This is a genomic window from Enterococcus avium, assembly GCF_002891025.1.
GTDB classification, from domain to species: Bacteria; Bacillota; Bacilli; order Lactobacillales; family Enterococcaceae; genus Enterococcus_A; species Enterococcus_A avium.
On the sequence record NZ_NBSL01000002.1, the window covers coordinates 1,904,852 to 1,923,439 of the forward strand.

Below are 18,588 nucleotides of genomic sequence, written 5' to 3' on the forward strand. Positions count from 1 at the left end.
GAACACTTATGAGTCAATTTTCATTAATAGCAACTTAATTGAGAAAATCAAAGCATCCTTTATCTCAAAATATCGATCAAATCTTTCTTAGCTGCTTCTGAGGCCGGCATTACAGAGAATATTAACCCGATACCACTTGAAACACCGACTGCTAAAGCAACGGTAAACAGATCAACAGACACTGAAATATCCATCACATTACCGATCGCATAAGCAACGATCATTCCCAATAGATAGCCAATAATCCCCCCAACTAAAGTCAACGTCATTCCTTCTAATAAGAATTGCAGTCGGATCGCGCCGCGCGTGGCGCCCAAAGCTCGGCGAATCCCGATTTCTTTTGTTCGCTCTGACACAGAGATGTACATCATATTCATGACACCGACTCCCGCGATGAACAGTGAAATTCCTGCAACAGCACTAATGAAGAGTGTGATACTGCTTAACACCTCACTGATACCATCTGTCATCATCGCCATATTAGAAACATGGTATTCGCCTTGCTGGCGCATCGCACCAGCTGATTCTAGCTTCTTAATGGCACGATCAGCAACTTTATTCAGCTGACTCCCGTCGGCTAAGGTCAGAACCACCGCACTCGTATCCTGCTCATTTCCAAAAAAGTGGATGTAAGTTTGACGCGGCAATAAAATTTTGGTAGTTCCTTCTGAAAACATCGTTTCTTCAGCACCTGCTGGAAAAACACCGACAATCGTAAAAACTTGATTATCCAATTCAAAACCACGGCCGACTGCGCTACGGGCTGATCCGAAAATCTCTTTGGCTAAGCTGGCGTCAATCGTCACAACTTTATTCTGGGTTTGATTATCGTAAGCACTGATGGCACGACCATAGCTGACAGAATCACCGCTATTCGAGACAACGCCGATCCGATAGTTCTTTGTTTTATCCTTTATCTTAACTTCCTTGTAGATATAGGTTAAATCATTTTTGGGATAGTCAGCAGATTCTACGCCCTCGACATCTCTCAAGATGCTCAAATCAGAAGCTTGAATCATATCGACATTTGAGTAGTACAACGCGTTATTACCCGGGATAAAATTAATATCAACCTTCAATTGATCCGATTCATCGTCAGTTAGACTGGCGATCGTGTCTCGCTCAAAGCCGCGACCGATAGATAGGATAGCAATCACTGCTGCAATCCCGATCACGATCCCGAACATCGTCAGTGCGCTACGTTTCTTATTCTTAAAGATCGAACCAAGAGAAGAACGCCAATTTACATAAAATTTCATTCTTCGATCACCGCCTTGTCTTCAGTGATTGCACCATCTCTGATTCTAACTAAGCGTGTACAATATGGTACTACCTCTGGATCGTGGGTAACCAGAAAGATTGTCGCATGATCGCGACGATTCAGTTCTTTAAAAAGCTCCATTATTTCATTTGAAGTATGAGTATCCAACGCGCCGGTCGGTTCATCTGCAATAATGAATTTTGGCTGATTAATCAGTGCCCGAGCAATCGCCACCCGCTGCTGTTGACCACCTGAAAGTTGACGCGGGCGCTTTTCAGCCTTATCCGCAATTCCGACCTTCTCTAAAACCGACAGCACTTTTTCCTTAGTCTGATGAAAACCATGACCATTATAAAGCAATGGCAGCTCCACATTTTCATAAACAGTATAGTTCTCGATCAAACTAAAATTCTGGAAAACAAAACCAACCATTTGATTGCGGGTTTTAGATAAGCGATCATCGGTCGTAGCGACTAGATTCTCTTCTTCGAATAAATACTGACCCTCAAATTTCGTATCAATAAAACCCAACAAATTAATCAAGGTTGATTTCCCTGAGCCAGAAGGTCCCATGATCGCGATCATTTCACCGGCATCCGCTTTTAGATTGATATCCTTTAAAACGTGCAGCGACTCCTCATCGTTGCGATAATACTTGTTGATATTTTTTAGTTCGATCATTTAATCCACCGCCAATTCCTGACCGTCACGTAATGATTTGTCAGGATTTGAAATGATACGATCGCCATCTTTTAGACCATCCTTCAAAATAAAATAATCGCCTTTATCCTCTGCTTGAATCGTAACCTCATGAACTTTTCCGTTGCGGTAAGCAAAAACATATTTGGTATCGCCTGTTTTCTTCACTGCTTTTTTAGGCAGACGAATCTCATTCAGCGGAAGAACCACTTGAACATTGTAGCCATACTGTAGTTCTTCAGTTGGCTTTACGATGAAGCTATAGTTAGAGACTGAGCTAGTTGAACTGCCACCAGCTGTTCCAGCCTGACTAGTCGCTTCTGCTTGATCCGGTAGCTTATTTACATGTGTAATAGTTCCGGCGATCTCTTGATTTGTTGTGATTGGTTTTATGGTCACTGACGCGTCTTGATGGACCTGCGGATAATCATATTCAGAAGCCTTTGCCTCGATCGTGACCTCATTACTAACCACCTTCACGACTGGAACAGAAGGATCATTCTTGCCCTTTTCATTGATATAGGCTGTTCCCTTTGTCGCACTAGCAACGGTGGAGCTAACTTTCCCTTGCATTTTCGTTACGCTTTGTGATGCTGAATTCAGCTCAACATTGGCACTTTCTAGTGCTTGTCTCGCTTGAACAACGGCATCAGCCGCAGTATCAACACTGCTTTCATATTGTGTCATTTCTTGCTTGTATTGCTCTTTTTTGGCGGCTCCTTCTTCACTATTTTCATTGGTGTTATTATAGTTTGCCGTTGCATCGTTTAATTTCTGCTGCTCTTTTGCCTGCTTGTCCTGTGCGATTGCCAGACTTTCTTGCGCATTTGAAACAGCGAGATAGAGCTTGTCTAGATTCGTACTCTGCTCGTCCGCTTGTTCCTGATATTCAGTATTCGTATAGCTCAGCAACGTAGTGCCTTGCTCTACCTCCTGTCCATCTTGAACATTGATCTCAGAAATCTTGCCTAGGGTTTGGTCAAAGTAATAATCCTGTGTATGCGTTGCTTCCACAATCCCATTGAAGGTCAAGGGATCAGATTTTTTCAGTGTAACTGCTTTGTATTTGTTATCTTTAACAGTTGAATTTTTTGTTTGAGAGTAAACAAATGCACCAATAAATAGCACTAGCGCAAGCACTCCGGCTAGAATACTCCAACGGATCTTTTGCTTTTTCGTCAATTTTTTTTTTCTCATTCTGCTACTCCTCTGGTTCTGCTTTAAATAGATGAACAATGACTAAGATTGCCGGTATTAGGAAAACAATCTGGAAGACTATCCCAATAACAGTCGTCATAAAAGAGAAATCCATCCCTTCCATTTGTATTTTTGGCTGCATCATGAAACCAATCGCTGAACTTAAAAGACTCCAACCAATTTTAATATAGTATGGAAATTTTGCTGGGATAATCTCATCTGCTAACTTCTTATTCGCGATGAAATAGAAAACCAACAAAACGATCGAAATTACTAAAGACAACACCGAGATTCCTTTTATTAGCGGATTATTTGCATAATCGAACATCTCCTGAGCCATTGAGCCCATCATTTCGTAATCACTCAGCTTCGGATTTAACGATTTGGGTAACCCAACCACCGATGATACCACCGAAATCAACCCTAAAATAATCAATACCATGTTCCATGTTTTTGCTTTCTTCAAATGCTTTTCCATCTAATCACTCCAACTTAACAATTTTTAACTATTTGTGTAAATGTTGCGACAACCCTAAGTGAACATTACAAAAAGTTATTTTCATTATACTATTAATTTCACCCGATTTTGAAGAATGATCTTAAAAATAGATTATTTTGTCTTGAACGCGTGAAAAGAAAAAATATTGCCGATAGTGATGGTATCTATTTTGTTAATGAAGCATCAGAGGCATAAGAATAAAAATTAGAATAATAATAATTGGAATCAAGATGTTTTTCACTTTTATTAATCCAAAATGATGGCGTCTAACCATATAACTAATGCCAAGTATTGAACAGTCAAAAAAGAAACTATCAAAATGCAAAGGAGTATTACCGATCAAAGCCAAAGAGCTTCCAGAAAAAATAAAAGGTGCCCAATCGTAAGGAGTTATAAATGATAGAATCAATTGTCCAAAATTCACAACTAAAATAATTACCATGCTCATTGCTAACGTCTCGATAATAGCTTTCCTTTCTAACTCATCATACTGCTTAAATCTAACTAAAACTCTAAATAATGTAAAAATACCAATAAATGAATAAACACTTACCACACAAAAGATAACAGCCATAGTCATTCTAATCATTATCAAATCTCCTCTATATAATTTTTTAAAGTCCTTCTTCCACAAAATGTCTATTTCTACAAAAAGTGGGATAATAATAATTTATGCTTTCATTAATAAATCAATAAGATTTGGTAAAAAAGTGCACAGCATTGACACAGCGATCACTGGTAAGAATTTCTTTCTAAAAAAGAAATTCTTGGATATTATTCCATACTGAACTTCTTTAAGTTTATAAACGAATCCTATTACCGCTGAATAAAAGAGAATACTGTGAATATCCAAAGTCATATTGCCGATTATTGCAATAAAATATTGATTCCCTGGTAAGAGAAATTGTCGCAAATCTTTTGGCAATAACTCAGGCAATTTCCAATGAATAATAATTAACAATAAAATAGTTCCGATACTAACCAACGATGCTTCAACAACCATTTTCTTATTCTGTTCATTAGTTATACGTCCAGTTACAATATTTTTCACTGAAAAACAAAATGGAATAAAGGAGATAAAACCAAAAAATAATAGTGGAAATCCAATGAGATTTATGATGGCTACTGTAAAAAGTTTCATTTTTCTTCCTCCTCCAACTGAAAAATTTCTTCTACTGGCATTTCAAAATACTGAGCAATCTTTAGTGTTAATTCCAAACTGGGATTGTACTTCATCGTTTCAATCGCAGTCATTGTTTGACGAGAAACATTTAACTCCTCAGCCATTTTCTTTTGAGGAATTTTTTTTGATTCACGGATTGCTCTGATTTTATTATGAACGTTCATTTTTATCCTCTCGATCTTATGTAAAGATATCTTTACATAGAGAATACTCCTTTCTCACAAATAAGTAAAGATATCTTTACAAAAAAAGAACCATCCCTTTTGTGAATGGTTCAATAATCAATATAAAATTATTTTTATATAGAAAGAAAATAACTTCTATAGATACTCAGCGATCCTCTCCTTAATCGCTGAATAATCATACTGCATAACCTCCAGTTCAGGGATCACGACAATATTATGATAGCGGTCTTTGTCTAGATATATCTCCATAGCTTGACTGCAAATAGTAACGTCGCCTTTAGGTATTTCATCTTTCGAAATATCATCACTAATAAATTCGACCTCCCACTCAGGTGCTAGAGCTTCTCGTACCTCCCTTTGAAATTTATAAGGTCTGACTAACATGCTAAATGTAGTCGCAAATCCTCTGGTTCCTTGATTCGCATTTGTCGACCAGATCCAAACCACCTTTTTACTCATTTCCTATCCCTCCAATCGAATAATTATTTATCCAATAAATTCCCCAAAATTTCTTTTTCTGCAAATAGTGCTGTGGCTCCACCTGTATGTAGAAAAATCACGTTGCTACCTTGTGGAATCTTGCCTTTTTCAATATAATCCAACATACCCGCAAAGGCCTTGCCAGAGTAAACAGGGTCTAGAAACAGTCCCTCTTCTCTTGCTAGTAGCCGAATCGCATCATTTCCTGCCTCACTTGGCATTTCATAGCCAGGAAGAAAATACTGATTGTCATGCTCAAAGTCTTCAGCTGTTAAGCAAGCCTCTGCTCCTAGCCATGCTAAGCTTTCATTTCCTAATTTCGCTGAACTGTCTAAATAACTAGAATCATGACTGATCACATCAAAAGAGAAAATTCGTATGGGATGATTCAATAATTTCTTTCCGGCGACTAATCCTGCCATCGTTCCCCCTGATCCAGTTGCATGAACCAAGTAATCAAATTCTACTCCCGTATCTGCGGCTTGCTCTGCAAGTTCTACAAATCCATCGATAAAACCGACTGAACCGATCGAACTAGCGCCGCCCATGGGAATCTCGTAACAGTTATGCCCTTCTTTTGCCAATTTATCCATATGCTCTCGTGCTAGTTTGACAGAACGAGCACTCATTTCCCCCTCTGTCTCACCGGGATTTTTCAAAATGACATGTACCTCTGCTCCTAAAATTCGATCCAGCAATAAATTACTGCGAAGATCCTGCTCATCAGGTTCAACATAAGCAACCAAATACAAGATCGGCGTCAAGCCCTCTTTGCGACAAGCTTCAACCGTCTGCATCGCATGATTCGACTGAGTCGCCCCAAAAGTAAAAACATATTCTGCGCCTTTTTCTTTAGCATCTCCGATCAGATACTCGAGCTTTCTGATTTTGTTGCCGCCAAATAGACTCTGCCCAGAAAAATCTTCTCGCTTGATAAACAAATTGACTCCTAGCTTTTTAGACAAATTAGTTAACCGATAAAAGGGTGTCGGATAAAAGCCCAATTCTGCTTTGGATTTTTGCTCTAACAGTCGTTTTATACTCGCAGCTTCCATGTTGTTCCTCCTCGCCTAGTTATGTTTTACTACCTATAGTATATAGTACAAATTCTTTCACATGCACTAGAAAAATGAACAAAAAAAGAGTTGATACCCAACTGGATATCAACTCTAGGTATAGCCCGTACGGGATTTGAACCCGTGCCTCCGCGCTGAGAACGCGGCGTCTTGACCCCTTGACTAACGGGTTATTTCATATCAACAAAAAGAATTATACTGCTAAACTCTTTTTTTAGAAAGCAATACCCCTTTTATTTCTGAAATTTTTAAATATGTGTTTATTTAATCAATCATGTTGTTTATATAGTTATTACGTGTATAATAGGGTGTGTATTCAAGTCATTGAATTTTTGGAGCATCTTCTCAATGACAATTAAAAGAAAAAACCAATTCATTTTTTCTCACTGAAGAACGAATGCATTACTAGGAGGACCTATGAATCTATCACAAAGGCAAGAGAAAATTATTGAGATCGTCAAACGCGATCAACCGCTAAGTGGCGAAAAAATCGCCGATCACTTAGGAATCTCGCATGCTACTTTACGTACAGATCTCTCCTTCTTAACGATGGCAGGAATTTTGGAAGCAAGCCCAAAAGTTGGTTACACCTACACAGGTGTGGGCATCGAACAATTTCTGTTCGACAAAATCTTTTCTGTCAAAGTTGAAGAGATCATGCTGTCACCTCTGCTAACGCCACAAGACACTTCGATTCATGATGCGATCACTAATATGTTTATGTATGACGTTGGCTCGATTTATGTGACCGACAAAGAACAGCATCTTGTCGGGTTATTGTCGCGCAAAGATTTATTGCGTGCATCATTGAACAGCAATCTGCAAAATACACCAGTGGCGGTCGTTATGACACGTGCACCGCATCTGCAAACATGCACGAAGGATTACACGATCTTAGAAGCTGGCGCAGTCTTACTTGATTATCAAGTTGATTCACTGCCTGTAGTCAGTGAAGACGATCCGAAAAAAGTGATCGGAAAAATTACGAAATCACGTATTTTTAATTATATCATGCAGCAAGCAAAACAAACTGAAACCAATCGATAGGAGCGAAAACAATGAAAACAAGTGTACCATTATACATGATCTCTGATTCAGTCGGCGAGACTTCGCTGAAAATAGTTAATGCCGCAGCAGCTCAGTTCCCTACAGTCAATTTTGATTTGTCTTATCGTTTTCCGTTTACAAAAGATGAAGAAGAATTGAAAAGTATTTTAGGCGATGCCTTGAAAGACAGTGCCGTTGTGGTAACAACCTTAGTCAGCGAAAATTTGACTAAAATTGTCGAAGATTTCGGTGAACGGACAGGTCTGCAATACATTAATTTGATGAGCCAATTCATGGATATCGTTCATCAAAAAACTGGTGTGGCTCCGTTGCAAAAAGCCGGCGTTGTTCACAAACTGAATCAAGAGTATTTCGACCGTGTCGCAGCAATCGAATTCGCGGTGAAATATGATGATGGAAAAGATGCGAAGGGCTTTTTGGAAGCTGATCTTGTTTTGCTGGGTATTTCACGGACCTCGAAGACTCCGTTAAGCATGTATTTAGCGAATAATCGTTTGAAGGTGGCGAACCTTCCTTTAATACCGGAAGTTCCTCTACCTGAACAAATCAAACACGTTCCGAAAGAGAAAATTGTTGGTTTGATGATCGAACCAGAAGTTCAGAAGAAAATCCGTATGAGCCGTTTGAACTCCTTAGGCTTAGCTGAAAATTCACGCTATTCAGATATCAATCGGATCAAAGAAGAAGTAGATTACGCCTTGAGTGTATATGATGAACTGGGTGCCTTTACTCTGGATGTTACTAACAAATCGATTGAAGAATCAGCGACATTGATTTGTGAGCATTTGGATAATCGCTTATAAAAGGGGAGCACGTTATGCTATCAACCCGTGAAAAATATTATCAAATGTTGGAAAAAGAATTTAGTACCAAGGAGGCAATCATGACTGAACTCATCAACTTAGAAGCCATCATGCATTTGCCCAAAGGAACCGAACTTTACATCAGTGATATTCATGGGGAGTTTACCGCCTTTGATCATATCCTGCGCACTGGTGCCGGCAACATCAAAGAAAAAATCAGCCTGCTCTTTGGAGATCGTCTGACGGAGCACGAAAAAGATAAGCTAACAATTTTAGTGGCCTATCCACGTGAAGCATTAGATGATAAAGAGTTTTATGCGTATCGAGATCGCTCTTGGTATCGAAAAAAAATCCGTCAGCTATTAGAACTGCTGGCCTTTTGTTCGACCAAGTATACGCGCTCAAAAGTAAGAAAGGCACTTCCTAAGCGTTATGCCTATATCATTGAAGAATTGATGTACACCGATACGAATTATTCTGACAAGGCGGCTTACTTCGACCAGATTCTGGCCCATCTTTTAGATTTGGAGCAGGGTCGAACGTTTATTATTGCCTTATGTCAGAGCATCCAACGTCTGGTAGTCGATCATCTTCACGTAGTCGGTGATATCTATGATCGAGGACCAGAGGCGGATAAGATCATGGATAAGCTGTGTCAGCATCCTTCTGTCGATATTCAGTGGGGAAATCATGATATTCTCTGGATGGGGGCTTACGCGGGCTCTCGCGCTTGTTTAATGACTTTATTGCGGATTGCTGCGCGCTATAATTACCTATATGAGATCGAACAGGCGTATGCGCTAAATCTACGGCCGCTATTCATGTATGCGGAGGAACATTACGAAAAGAATCCGATTTTCACACCGAAGGAAAAAAACAGTAGTGAAAGTTATTCGATTGAAAGCTTAGACAGCTTAGAGAAAGTCCATCAAGCCTTGTCGATCCTGCAATTTAAATTGGAAGGCCAATTGATCAAACGTCATCCTGAATTTCAAATGGATGATCGGTTGTTGTTTGAAAAGATTGATTTCGATAAAAATACGGTTCATTTAGCTGGAAAGGACTATCCGCTGCAGGGCAGCTGCTTCCAAACCTTGCAAGAGGATGTCCATGCTTTGACTAAGCAGGAAGATTATGTGGTAGATATGCTGCTGGCTTCCTTCCAGCAATCGACCAAAATGCAAGAGCACATGCAGCTGCTCTTGAATAAGGGCTCAATGTATCTTGTATACAATCAACATCTGCTCTTTCATGGTTGTCTGCCGCTAAAAGCCGACGGCAGCTTCCTACCATTGACTGTCGATGGAAAAGATTATGCCGGCAAAGACCTTTTAAATTTCTTTGAAGAGCAAATTCGTACTGGATGTCAAAGTCAGCAAACGGATAGTCCAGCTGCTGATTGGATCTGGAATTGCTGGACCGGCAAGATTTCACCCCAGTTTGGCAAAAGTGCGATGACGACATTCGAGCGCTATTTTATTGCTGATAAAAAGACACATAAGGAAATCAAAAATCCCTACTATAAATTTCGCGATACTCATGAGACTTGTCAAATGATTCTAGAGGAATTTGCTCTATATTCGCCAAATTCACGAATTATCAACGGTCATACACCAGTTAAGGTTCAAGATGGCGAATCACCAATTAAGGGTGAAGGAATGCTCTTTGTAATTGACGGCGGACTTTCTAAAGCGTATCAGAAGACCACGGGAATCGCTGGTTATTCGTTACTGAATAATTCCTACGGCTTCCAGCTGGTTACTCATGATCCATTTGAATCCGTCGAAAGCCTATTAGCCAAGCAGGCTGATGAAACTTCCTTGAAACGGGTGATCGACAGAGATCTGAAACGCATCCTGATCAAAGATACGACAGTCGGCGATAGTTTGGAAGAACAGATCGAAAATCTATCTGGGTTGTTGAATTATCAAGAACATAACGACAACTAGCTTACTGTTAATAAATTATTTTCTAAACTTGTGCTGAAATAGAAAGATAAAGCGGGTGTCATCAACAATTGATGACACCCGCTTTTTTCTGTATAGTAGATGCGAGGTGAAAAAATGGTTTCCGCATATATTAATATCTTTTTTATTTTTGTTTTAATGTTTATCGGCTATGTGCTGACATACAAGCAGTGGTTCTCTAATCAAATCGGCGATGCTTTTTCAAAGCTGGTCTTACAGATTGCACTGCCCTGTAATATGTTTTTGACAATCACGAAAAATTTTTCTCGATCAGAATTTCTGCATCTTGTCAGTGGGATGATCATCCCGCTAATTTCTATGCTGCTAACATTTGTTGTGAGCTTTGCCTATTGTCGCATCTTTCGGATTACTCCTGCTCGTAAAGGAATTTTTTCTACAATGTTCACTTGCTCCAATACGATTTTTATTGGATTGCCGATTAATTTGGCAATCTTCGGTGAACAAGCAGTTCCTTATGTCCTGCTCTATTACATCGTCAATACAACGATCTTTTGGACCTTGGGTATTTACTTTATTGCCCGCGACAATCCTCAAATTGAACAGGCCACAGTCAATTTTCATCTAATACCAATTTTGAAAAAGATTTTCTCTCCAGCACTGTTAGGTTTTTTACTTGGGTTGTGTGCAGTCTTGGTTAACATTACTGTTCCAGATTCCATTGCAACCTTTTTAAGCTATCTGGCTAATTTAACGACACCCTTATCAATGTTTGTCATCGGGATCATCGTCTATAATGTGGGAATCAAAAATCTGACTTTAAATAAAGATATTATTGGTGTCATCGTTGGTCGATATGTAATCTCTCCGTTAATTGTATGGTTATTAGGACATTGGATCAGTGTACCGCCTTTGATGCTCTCTGTCTTTATCATTCAAGCTGCGATGCCGGTTCAAAACTCTGTCCCCATTCTGGCACGTTCCTATGGTGCCGATCAGAAGTTCGCGGCTTCTTCATTGGGTTATTCAGTGCTATTATATCTCGCGTATATTCCATTATTATTAAAATTGATACTATAAAAGCCTTCGAGCGCAAACTCGAAGGCTTTCTATTATTTCGTAATAATTTTATCGATACTTGCTAACGCATTTGTCATACGAGTGATGATCGCTAATTGATTCAAGCGATTATCGCGTACTTTTTCATCTTCTACCATAATCATGGTTTCATTGAAATACCGTTCAATCACTGGGCGCAAATTCGTCAAGGTTTGATAGTTTTCAGCCATGCTTTGGTTTGCGAATTGATCTTCGGCCTCTTTCACTGCAACGTACAATTCTTCTTCTGTTTCATTTTCAAACAGCTTAGGATCGACCTTGTAGGTAATAACATCTGGTTCCATTTTCTTCGTTAGGTTAATTACACGTGTCAAAGCTTCCATCGCTTCTTTAAAGTGCTCATCGGTCAAATGCTCATCAAAGATTTGAGCTGTCTTGAAAACTTGGACTAAATCATCTTGGTGTGAATCCAATACCGCATCGATAATATCATGCCGGACATTGTAGATTTGCAGCCGTTGACGGATACGTCCCTTAAAGAACTCAATGAATTCTTTTTGATCGCGGTTGAAATGGATTCCGTAATCTAAAACATCCTCGTTGACAGCGTCCACGATCGCCCCTTGCATATCGGTGAACGGGAAGGTCCAGCCTTGTGCTTCGACAATCCGGACAATTCCGTATGTTTGACGACGCAATGCGTAAGGATCATTTGAGCCGCTTGGAATCATTCCTACAGCGAAGAAGCCTAGTACGCTGTCAATCTTGTCAGCGATCGCTAAAACTGCACCAATCGCTGTTTTTGGCAATTCACCTTCTGAAGAAATCGGCATGTAATGCTCACGAATCGCGGTGGCAACGGCAGGTTTTTCCCCTTTCAGCAAGGCATATTTTTCACCCATGATCCCTTGTAATTCTGGGAATTCATTCACCATGTTCGTCACTAAATCGAATTTATAGATTTCTGACGCCCGCTTCAAATCAGTTAATTCTTCCTCGCTCAAGCCGACTCGCTTTCCAATGACTTGACTGATTAAACCGACACGCTGCATTTTTTTATACATGCTACCGATTTTTTCGTGGAAAGTTACGTTCTTCAATTTTTCAACGCAGTCTTCAATCGATAATTTCTTATCTTCTTCAAAGAAAAATTCACCGTCTTCCAAACGTGCAGCCAAGACTTTTTGATTTCCTTTGATGACGTTATCTAGTTTCACACTGTTTCCGTTACGAACAGAAATGAAGTGCGGCAATAGCATTCCTGCTTGGTTGCGAATTTCAAAGTAACGTTGGTGTTCCTTCATGGAGGTAACCAGCACTTCTTCAGGAACCGATAGGAAACGCTCTTCGAAATCGCCAACAAATGCGGTTGGATATTCCACTAAGTTCGTTACTTCTTCTAATAAATCAGGATCAAGATTGATCACCCATTTATTTTTCTCAGCGATTTCTTCAATTTGGTTTACGATCATCTGTTGACGCTTGTGAGCATCCGCAATCACAAATTGTTCTTCTAATTTTTCTTCGTATTCACTTGGATTGGCTAATGCAACTTGATCACCTAAGAAACGATGCCCTTCTGTTGTACGACCTGTTTGAACATCCAATAATTCAAATGGAATTACTTCTTCATCCAACAATGCGATGATCCAATGAATCGGACGAACGTATTCAAACATCGTATCGCCCCAATGCATCATGGTAGGGAAATTCATGCTCTTCACCACATCTAATAAGCCAGTCAAAACTTCTTTACTTTCTTTTCCGTGAATATATTTTGTCACATAGACATATTCCACACCATTGACTTCACGGAAAGTGATTGCATCAGTTGTTAGACCTTGCCCGCGGACAAACCCTTCTGCTGCTTTGCTCCAATTTCCTTCCGCATCTAACGCAATTTTCTTTGCTGGACCTTTGACTTCTTCTTGCACGTCTTCTTGACGATCAGGAATATTGGTTACTCGGATCGCCAAACGACGAGGAGTTGAAAAGGTTTCAATGGATTCGAAGGTCAAGCTGTTCTCTGCTAAAAACTTCGAAACTTTTTCTTCTAGTTGTTTGATACTTGGCCAAACCACGTGGGCTGGCATTTCTTCTAAACCAATTTCTAATAGTAGATTTTTCGCCATCTTATTTGCCCTCCTGATTCAATAATGGGAAGCCTAGTTTTTCCCGTTCAGCCACGAATATCTTCGCAACAGAGCGAGCCATGTTACGGATACGAGCCAAGTAGCCCGCACGTTCAGTGACTGAAACAGCCCCGCGTGCATCCAACAGGTTAAAGGTATGGCTGCATTTCAAAATGTAATCATAAGCTGGGTGCACTAGATTTTCATCAATACAGCGTTTCGCTTCCTTTTCAAATTTTTCAAAATTCTCTAAAAGCATATCTTGATTACTTTCTTCAAATGAATATTTTGAATGCTCATATTCTGGTTGCTTAAAGATTTCGCCGTATTTAACGCCGTCGCTCCATTCTAAATCATATACACTGTCGACTTCTTGAATATAAGAAGCCAAACGTTCCAAACCATAAGTCAATTCAGAAGTCACTGGGTTGACCTGCAAACCGCCAACTTGTTGGAAATACGTGAACTGAGTAATTTCCATTCCATCAAGCCAGACTTCCCAACCAACACCAGCACAACCCATTGAAGGATTTTCCCAGTTGTCTTCTACAAAACGGATATCGTGCTCTAACGGGTCAATTCCCAATAAACGTAAGCTGTCTAAATACAACTCTTGGATATTTTTGGGAGAAGGCTTCATTACTACTTGGAATTGGTGATGCTGATATAAACGATTGGGATTTTCGCCGTAACGTCCATCAGCTGGACGACGTGAAGGCTCTACATATGCCGCACGCCATGGTTCAGGTCCGATCGCCCGTAAAAAGGTGTAGGGACTCATCGTTCCCGCTCCTTTTTCTGTATCGTAGGCCTGCATCAGCATACAGCCATTGTCTGACCAAAATTTTTGTAACGACAAAATCATTTCTTGCACTGTTAATTTGCTCATTTTGTTTCCTCCTGGTTTATTATTGAAGTTTATTTATCTTTTGACTTGCAGGGTGGCTAGCTCATTTGAAGGAAATTCATTTTTCCAAAGACAGGAAAAATGAGCTTATCTTCGTACGCATACCATTGCACTAATAATCTTGATCACAAATTTGTTCAAAACCATTGTTTTCTTCTTTCACCATATAAACTGCGAAAAGTGCAACTGGCAACTCGCAAAAAAGTCCCTATGCCGAAAAAATCGACATAGGGACGTATCAACGCGGTTCCACCCTACTTCCAAGCAGTTGCTTGGCAGCTTTCACTAAATGTGCTCACAAACGCCAACAAAATTTGTTTCCCTTTCAGGCTTCCACTATCCCTGACTCGCTGTGTTTTCCACAAATTTTTAAATTTGATCCTCGCACCTATTCAACTTGGTTCTATAATAGCGACACCAGACCCCTTTTGTCAAATCTTTCTGCTAATTGCATGAGACATGTTTCAAAATTTCTATGAGACAGTATAGTGTCCTTATAGAAAAAATAAGCTAGTCAAAAGGAATCGGCTGAAAAATACCATCTTTCAATTGCATTGTTTCTGTAAACCCGACCGTTTTTAATAATTCAACCGTTTCAGGAAAATGACACGTCAAGGTCGATGTTTCATGACTATCGCTGGTGATAATAATCGGACAGTCTCTTTTCTCTAAAAGCTTCAGCAGGAAAGGATTGGGATAAGGCGTCGTACGCCAATTCCGAGAAATTGCCCCCGTATTGATCTCCACCATTCCATCATAGGTTTGAATAATGTCGATCACATCATTCAGAGCCTTCGAAGCAATCGCCTGATACTCCACACTGTCTTCATCCAGCCAAGGCTGCTTTTCATTAAATTTCGTAATCAAATCAAAATGACCCACGATTTCCGAATGATTCTGATCAATATGTCTTACCACCGTATCATAATAGTCACGCACCATCTGCATCTGATCACCTCGATACCACTCATTTAAGGTTTTCATCAAACTTTCCGGACTTTCATCCACGCTGCGAAAAATCCCTTGACGTGGTGGAAAATAATGTACGGAGCCAACCGTATAATCATAGCCATCAATTGGATCGGCACTGTAATAATCCCATTCCAAGCCTAAACTGATATTTAGCTTTCCCGCTAATGTTTTCTTGAGCTTGCGCAAGGCAGTTTGATACGTCACTTCATTCTGTACCCCAAGACAGCTAGGATCAAACAGGGCCGGTGAGTGACAAGTAAATCCCAGATCCGTAAAACCTAATTCAATTGCGGCTTGTGCCATATCTTCTAAACTATCTTTGCCATCGCACCACGTACTGTGAGTGTGCGCATTTGAATAGAACATCGCTGAACCTCCTAAATTTCGGATTTTACTGCATCCGTTCCTGTTTGACTTTTTTATCAACAACGTGGCGATTTTCCAGCTCTTGGCGTACTTGTGCCAAATCGATTCCCATCTTCACCATTAATACAAGAATATGATACACCAAATCAGAAATTTCAAAAACAGTTTCATTATAATCTTCCTTCATGGCGCCGATCACGACTTCCGTTGATTCTTCTCCAACTTTTTTCAGAATCTTCTCGATACCTTTTTCAAACAGGTAACTCGTATAACTGCCTTCCTGTGGTATCTCTTTACGTCCTTTAATCAATTCGTACAACGTATCTATCGTTGCCTGCGTATCTTCACCGTATAATACTTCATTGAAGCAGCTTTCTGCACCAGTGTGACAAGCCGGACCATCTTTTTTGACCTTCGCAACCAGCGCATCCTGATCGCAATCCAGCTTCAATGAAACCAAATGCTGATAATTGCCGCTGGTCTCGCCTTTACGCCATAATTCTTTACGACTGCGAGAATAAAAGGTCATAAGCTGATCCTTTAATGTTAATTCATAGCTTTCTTGATTCATATACGCCAAAGTCAATACCTCATTGGTTTCAGCATCTTGCACGATCACAGGGATTAACCCTTTTTCGTCAAATTTTAGTTCAGTCATCATATGCCCCCTAAACGATCCGGACAGGAATATCTGCCGCCATCAATTGTTTTTTCAAATCTGGAATTTTTACTTCGCCATAATGGAAAATCGATGCAGCAAGCCCCGCCTCAATTTTTGGCAACTGAAATAACTCAATAAAATCTTCACTTTTTCCGGCACCACCAGAAGCCACGATTGGTAATGCTGTGATTTCACTAACGGCTTGCAACAACTCCAAATCAAATCCCTGCTTCACACCATCGGTATCCATACTGTTGATGACTAATTCCCCCGCGCCTAACTGCTCACCCTGACGAATCCAGTCTAAGGCCTCTAATCCCGTATCTTCACGACCGCCCTTAGCAAAAACGTGCCATTGATCGCCAACGCGTCGAATATCCACAGATAAGACGACGCACTGACTGCCGTAGCGTTTTGCACCTTCTTCAATCAGCTGCGGACGACGAATCGCGCCTGAATTAACGCTGACCTTATCCGCGCCGCAATTCAAGACCCGTTCAAAGTCAGATACCTCATTAATTCCACCGCCAACAGTTAGAGGGATAAAAACTTCTGAAGCGACACCTTTTAAAATATCAGTGAACAAGCCGCGTTCCTCTGCTGAAGCTGTAATATCATAAAAAACCAGCTCATCTGCTCCTTGTTCATTGTAAAAACGAGCTAAAGTCACGGGATCATTGACATCCTGCAAACCAGCAAAATTCACACCTTTAACCACACGCCCATCTCGAACATCTAAACATGGTACGATTCTCTTTGCGATCATTGGTCATCCTCCTCACCGACTGCTAAAACATCCTCTAGCTTTAAGCTACCATTGTATAGTGATTTTCCTACAATCGCACTGGAAATTCCCAACTGCTTCAAGCCTTCAATATCCTTTAGTGATGCGACACCGCCAGAAGCCACAATTTCAATATTCAACTGATTGAGCTTTTCATATAATGGCAGATTGATTCCCTCACCAGTACCATCACGAGAGATTTCAGTAAAGATAATCGTTTCAGCGCCCCATTCAACAAGTTGCTGACAAAATTCAAACGCATCTGTCTCCGTTTTTTCCAGCCAGCCTTCGACTGCGACCTTCTCATCTTTCGCATCGACACCGATCGCGATTTTACTTCCGTACTTTTTCAGCATCGCTTGAGTAAACTCAGGATCTTTTTGAGCGATCGTCCCAAGAATCACACGGTCGACACCTGCGGACAAACAATGCTCAATAGTTTCCTCGTCACGGATTCCTCCACCAACTTCTACAAATAAATTTGTGTTTTCAACGATTTTTTTAGCGATCCCAAAATAGTGCAGCTTTCCGGCCTTAGCGCCGTCCAAATCAACAAGATGCAGATACTTAGCACCCGCTTTTTCAAAAGATTGAGCAAAAGCCACTGGATCATCGCCAAATACCTCTTTTTGCTGATAATCACCTTGATATAAGCGCACAACTTTCTCATCTAAAAGATCAATTGCTGGGAAAATTTTCATACCGGTACCTCCGTAAATGCTTTTAGAATATTCAAGCCGACTTCTCCACTTTTTTCTGGGTGGAATTGTGTACCGAAGACATTTTTATTTTGTACGATCCCTGGGATAGAGAGTCCGTATTCGCTGTCGGCGACCAGATGCTCTTGACAATCCGTTGCAAAGTAGCTGTGAACATAATAGACAAAATCATTAGGACCCAATGATTTAACCAACGGACACTCTGTATTTCGTATATCTAGCTTGTTCCAACCAATCTGTGGAACCTTTAGATCGATATCTGCTTGATCAAATGCTTCACGCATTGAGACAATTCGCCCAGGAATCAAGCCTAAACCAGGATGCTCTCCAAACTCTTCACTTTTATCAAATAAGAGCTGCATCCCTAAGCAAATCCCAAGAAATGGCTTGCCAGAAGCTGCCAGCTCCTGAATCGGCTCAACTAAAGACAATTCTTCTAGTTTTTTTCGTGCATCGCCAAATGCTCCAACCCCCGGTAAAATGATTCGATCGGCCGATTTCAATTCATTTAACGAACGTGTAATCTGACATTCTACTCCCAAATACTCCAATGAGCGCGACAAACTAAAGAGATTGCCGACACCATAATCAATAATTGCTAGCATAGGCTTC

20 protein-coding genes and 1 tRNA gene are annotated in these 18,588 nt (G+C 40.3%); 4 read left to right on the plus strand and 17 right to left on the minus strand.

The features are described 5' to 3' along the window. Window positions 1–59: 59 nt before the first annotated feature. The 10 genes from AUF14_RS09695 to AUF14_RS09740 all read right to left on the minus strand — a co-directional run bounded on the left by AUF14_RS09695 (window position 60) and on the right by AUF14_RS09740 (window position 6,752). Window positions 60–1,259, minus strand: coding sequence for an ABC transporter permease (locus AUF14_RS09695; RefSeq protein ID WP_049220046.1), 1,200 nt, complete (start codon window positions 1,257–1,259; stop codon window positions 60–62). Continuing rightward, on the minus strand, window positions 1,256–1,942 hold the full coding sequence (locus AUF14_RS09700) for an ABC transporter ATP-binding protein (protein WP_049220048.1): 687 nt from the start codon (window positions 1,940–1,942) through the stop codon (window positions 1,256–1,258). The genes AUF14_RS09695 and AUF14_RS09700 overlap by 4 nt, the downstream gene beginning before the upstream one ends. Further along, window positions 1,943–3,157: an efflux RND transporter periplasmic adaptor subunit gene (locus AUF14_RS09705; protein ID WP_049220049.1), complete on the minus strand. Its 1,215-nt coding sequence runs from the start codon at window positions 3,155–3,157 to the stop codon at window positions 1,943–1,945. It lies immediately after the preceding gene. Window positions 3,158–3,161: 4 nt separating this feature from the next. After that, the gene (locus AUF14_RS09710) at window positions 3,162–3,635 is read right to left on the minus strand and encodes a hypothetical protein (RefSeq protein ID WP_016181345.1); all 474 of its coding nucleotides are present in this window, start codon (window positions 3,633–3,635) and stop codon (window positions 3,162–3,164) included. 193 nt (window positions 3,636–3,828) lie between these two features. Then, window positions 3,829–4,245 carry a hypothetical protein gene (locus tag AUF14_RS09715; RefSeq protein ID WP_016181344.1) on the minus strand — a complete coding sequence of 139 codons (417 nt, stop codon included), beginning with the start codon at window positions 4,243–4,245 and terminating at the stop codon, window positions 3,829–3,831. Between the two features lie 81 nt (window positions 4,246–4,326). Beyond that, window positions 4,327–4,797, minus strand: coding sequence for a hypothetical protein (locus tag AUF14_RS09720; protein WP_049220051.1), 471 nt, complete (start codon window positions 4,795–4,797; stop codon window positions 4,327–4,329). Next, window positions 4,794–5,003: a helix-turn-helix transcriptional regulator gene (locus AUF14_RS09725; RefSeq protein WP_048721612.1), complete on the minus strand. Its 210-nt coding sequence runs from the start codon at window positions 5,001–5,003 to the stop codon at window positions 4,794–4,796. The genes AUF14_RS09720 and AUF14_RS09725 overlap by 4 nt, the downstream gene beginning before the upstream one ends. Before the next feature lie 156 nt (window positions 5,004–5,159). After that, a complete protein-coding gene (locus tag AUF14_RS09730) occupies window positions 5,160–5,483 on the minus strand; it encodes a hypothetical protein (RefSeq protein WP_225844333.1) in 324 nt (107 codons plus the stop codon). A 23-nt stretch (window positions 5,484–5,506) separates the two neighbouring features. Further along, window positions 5,507–6,559, minus strand: coding sequence for a 1-aminocyclopropane-1-carboxylate deaminase/D-cysteine desulfhydrase (locus AUF14_RS09735; protein ID WP_102866022.1), 1,053 nt, complete (start codon window positions 6,557–6,559; stop codon window positions 5,507–5,509). A 121-nt stretch (window positions 6,560–6,680) separates the two neighbouring features. Further along, window positions 6,681–6,752 (minus strand) — tRNA-Glu (locus tag AUF14_RS09740). 245 nt (window positions 6,753–6,997) lie between these two features. Between AUF14_RS09740 and AUF14_RS09745 the strand changes: the two genes are divergently transcribed. The 4 genes from AUF14_RS09745 (at window position 6,998) to AUF14_RS09760 (ending at window position 11,456) form a co-directional block, all read left to right on the plus strand. Continuing rightward, on the plus strand, window positions 6,998–7,627 hold the full coding sequence (locus tag AUF14_RS09745) for a helix-turn-helix transcriptional regulator (RefSeq protein ID WP_016181339.1): 630 nt from the start codon (window positions 6,998–7,000) through the stop codon (window positions 7,625–7,627). Between the two features lie 11 nt (window positions 7,628–7,638). Then, window positions 7,639–8,451 (plus strand): pyruvate, water dikinase regulatory protein, encoded by an 813-nt coding sequence (locus AUF14_RS09750; protein WP_016181338.1) that lies wholly within the window; start codon window positions 7,639–7,641, stop codon window positions 8,449–8,451. 14 nt (window positions 8,452–8,465) lie between these two features. After that, window positions 8,466–10,400, plus strand: coding sequence for a fructose-bisphosphatase class III (locus AUF14_RS09755; RefSeq protein WP_049220055.1), 1,935 nt, complete (start codon window positions 8,466–8,468; stop codon window positions 10,398–10,400). A 114-nt stretch (window positions 10,401–10,514) separates the two neighbouring features. Further along, window positions 10,515–11,456, plus strand: a complete 942-nt coding sequence (locus tag AUF14_RS09760; protein WP_049220057.1) for an AEC family transporter — start codon at window positions 10,515–10,517, stop codon at window positions 11,454–11,456. 32 nt (window positions 11,457–11,488) lie between these two features. Here AUF14_RS09760 and glyS read toward each other — a convergent pair whose 3' ends face one another. The 7 genes from glyS to hisH form a co-directional block, all read right to left on the minus strand. Continuing rightward, window positions 11,489–13,567 carry a glycine--tRNA ligase subunit beta gene (gene glyS / locus AUF14_RS09765; RefSeq protein ID WP_049220058.1) on the minus strand — a complete coding sequence of 693 codons (2,079 nt, stop codon included), beginning with the start codon at window positions 13,565–13,567 and terminating at the stop codon, window positions 11,489–11,491. A 1-nt stretch (window position 13,568) separates the two neighbouring features. Further along, window positions 13,569–14,456 carry a glycine--tRNA ligase subunit alpha gene (gene glyQ, locus AUF14_RS09770; RefSeq protein WP_049220060.1) on the minus strand — a complete coding sequence of 296 codons (888 nt, stop codon included), beginning with the start codon at window positions 14,454–14,456 and terminating at the stop codon, window positions 13,569–13,571. Window positions 14,457–14,984: 528 nt separating this feature from the next. After that, complete coding sequence (locus tag AUF14_RS09775) at window positions 14,985–15,812, minus strand: histidinol-phosphatase (RefSeq protein ID WP_049220062.1); 828 nt, start codon at window positions 15,810–15,812, stop codon at window positions 14,985–14,987. A 25-nt stretch (window positions 15,813–15,837) separates the two neighbouring features. After that, a complete protein-coding gene (gene hisIE / locus AUF14_RS09780; protein WP_082158471.1) occupies window positions 15,838–16,470 on the minus strand; it encodes a bifunctional phosphoribosyl-AMP cyclohydrolase/phosphoribosyl-ATP diphosphatase HisIE in 633 nt (210 codons plus the stop codon). 10 nt (window positions 16,471–16,480) lie between these two features. Continuing rightward, complete coding sequence (hisF, locus tag AUF14_RS09785; RefSeq protein WP_048718211.1) at window positions 16,481–17,239, minus strand: imidazole glycerol phosphate synthase subunit HisF; 759 nt, start codon at window positions 17,237–17,239, stop codon at window positions 16,481–16,483. After that, window positions 17,236–17,958 carry a 1-(5-phosphoribosyl)-5-[(5-phosphoribosylamino)methylideneamino]imidazole-4-carboxamide isomerase gene (hisA, locus tag AUF14_RS09790; protein WP_048718209.1) on the minus strand — a complete coding sequence of 241 codons (723 nt, stop codon included), beginning with the start codon at window positions 17,956–17,958 and terminating at the stop codon, window positions 17,236–17,238. Before hisA ends, hisF begins: the two co-directional genes overlap by 4 nt. Continuing rightward, entirely contained in the window at window positions 17,955–18,581 is a 627-nt protein-coding gene (gene hisH / locus AUF14_RS09795; RefSeq protein ID WP_049220066.1) for an imidazole glycerol phosphate synthase subunit HisH, read from the minus strand. Before hisH ends, hisA begins: the two co-directional genes overlap by 4 nt. Between the last annotated feature and the right edge of the window lie 7 nt (window positions 18,582–18,588).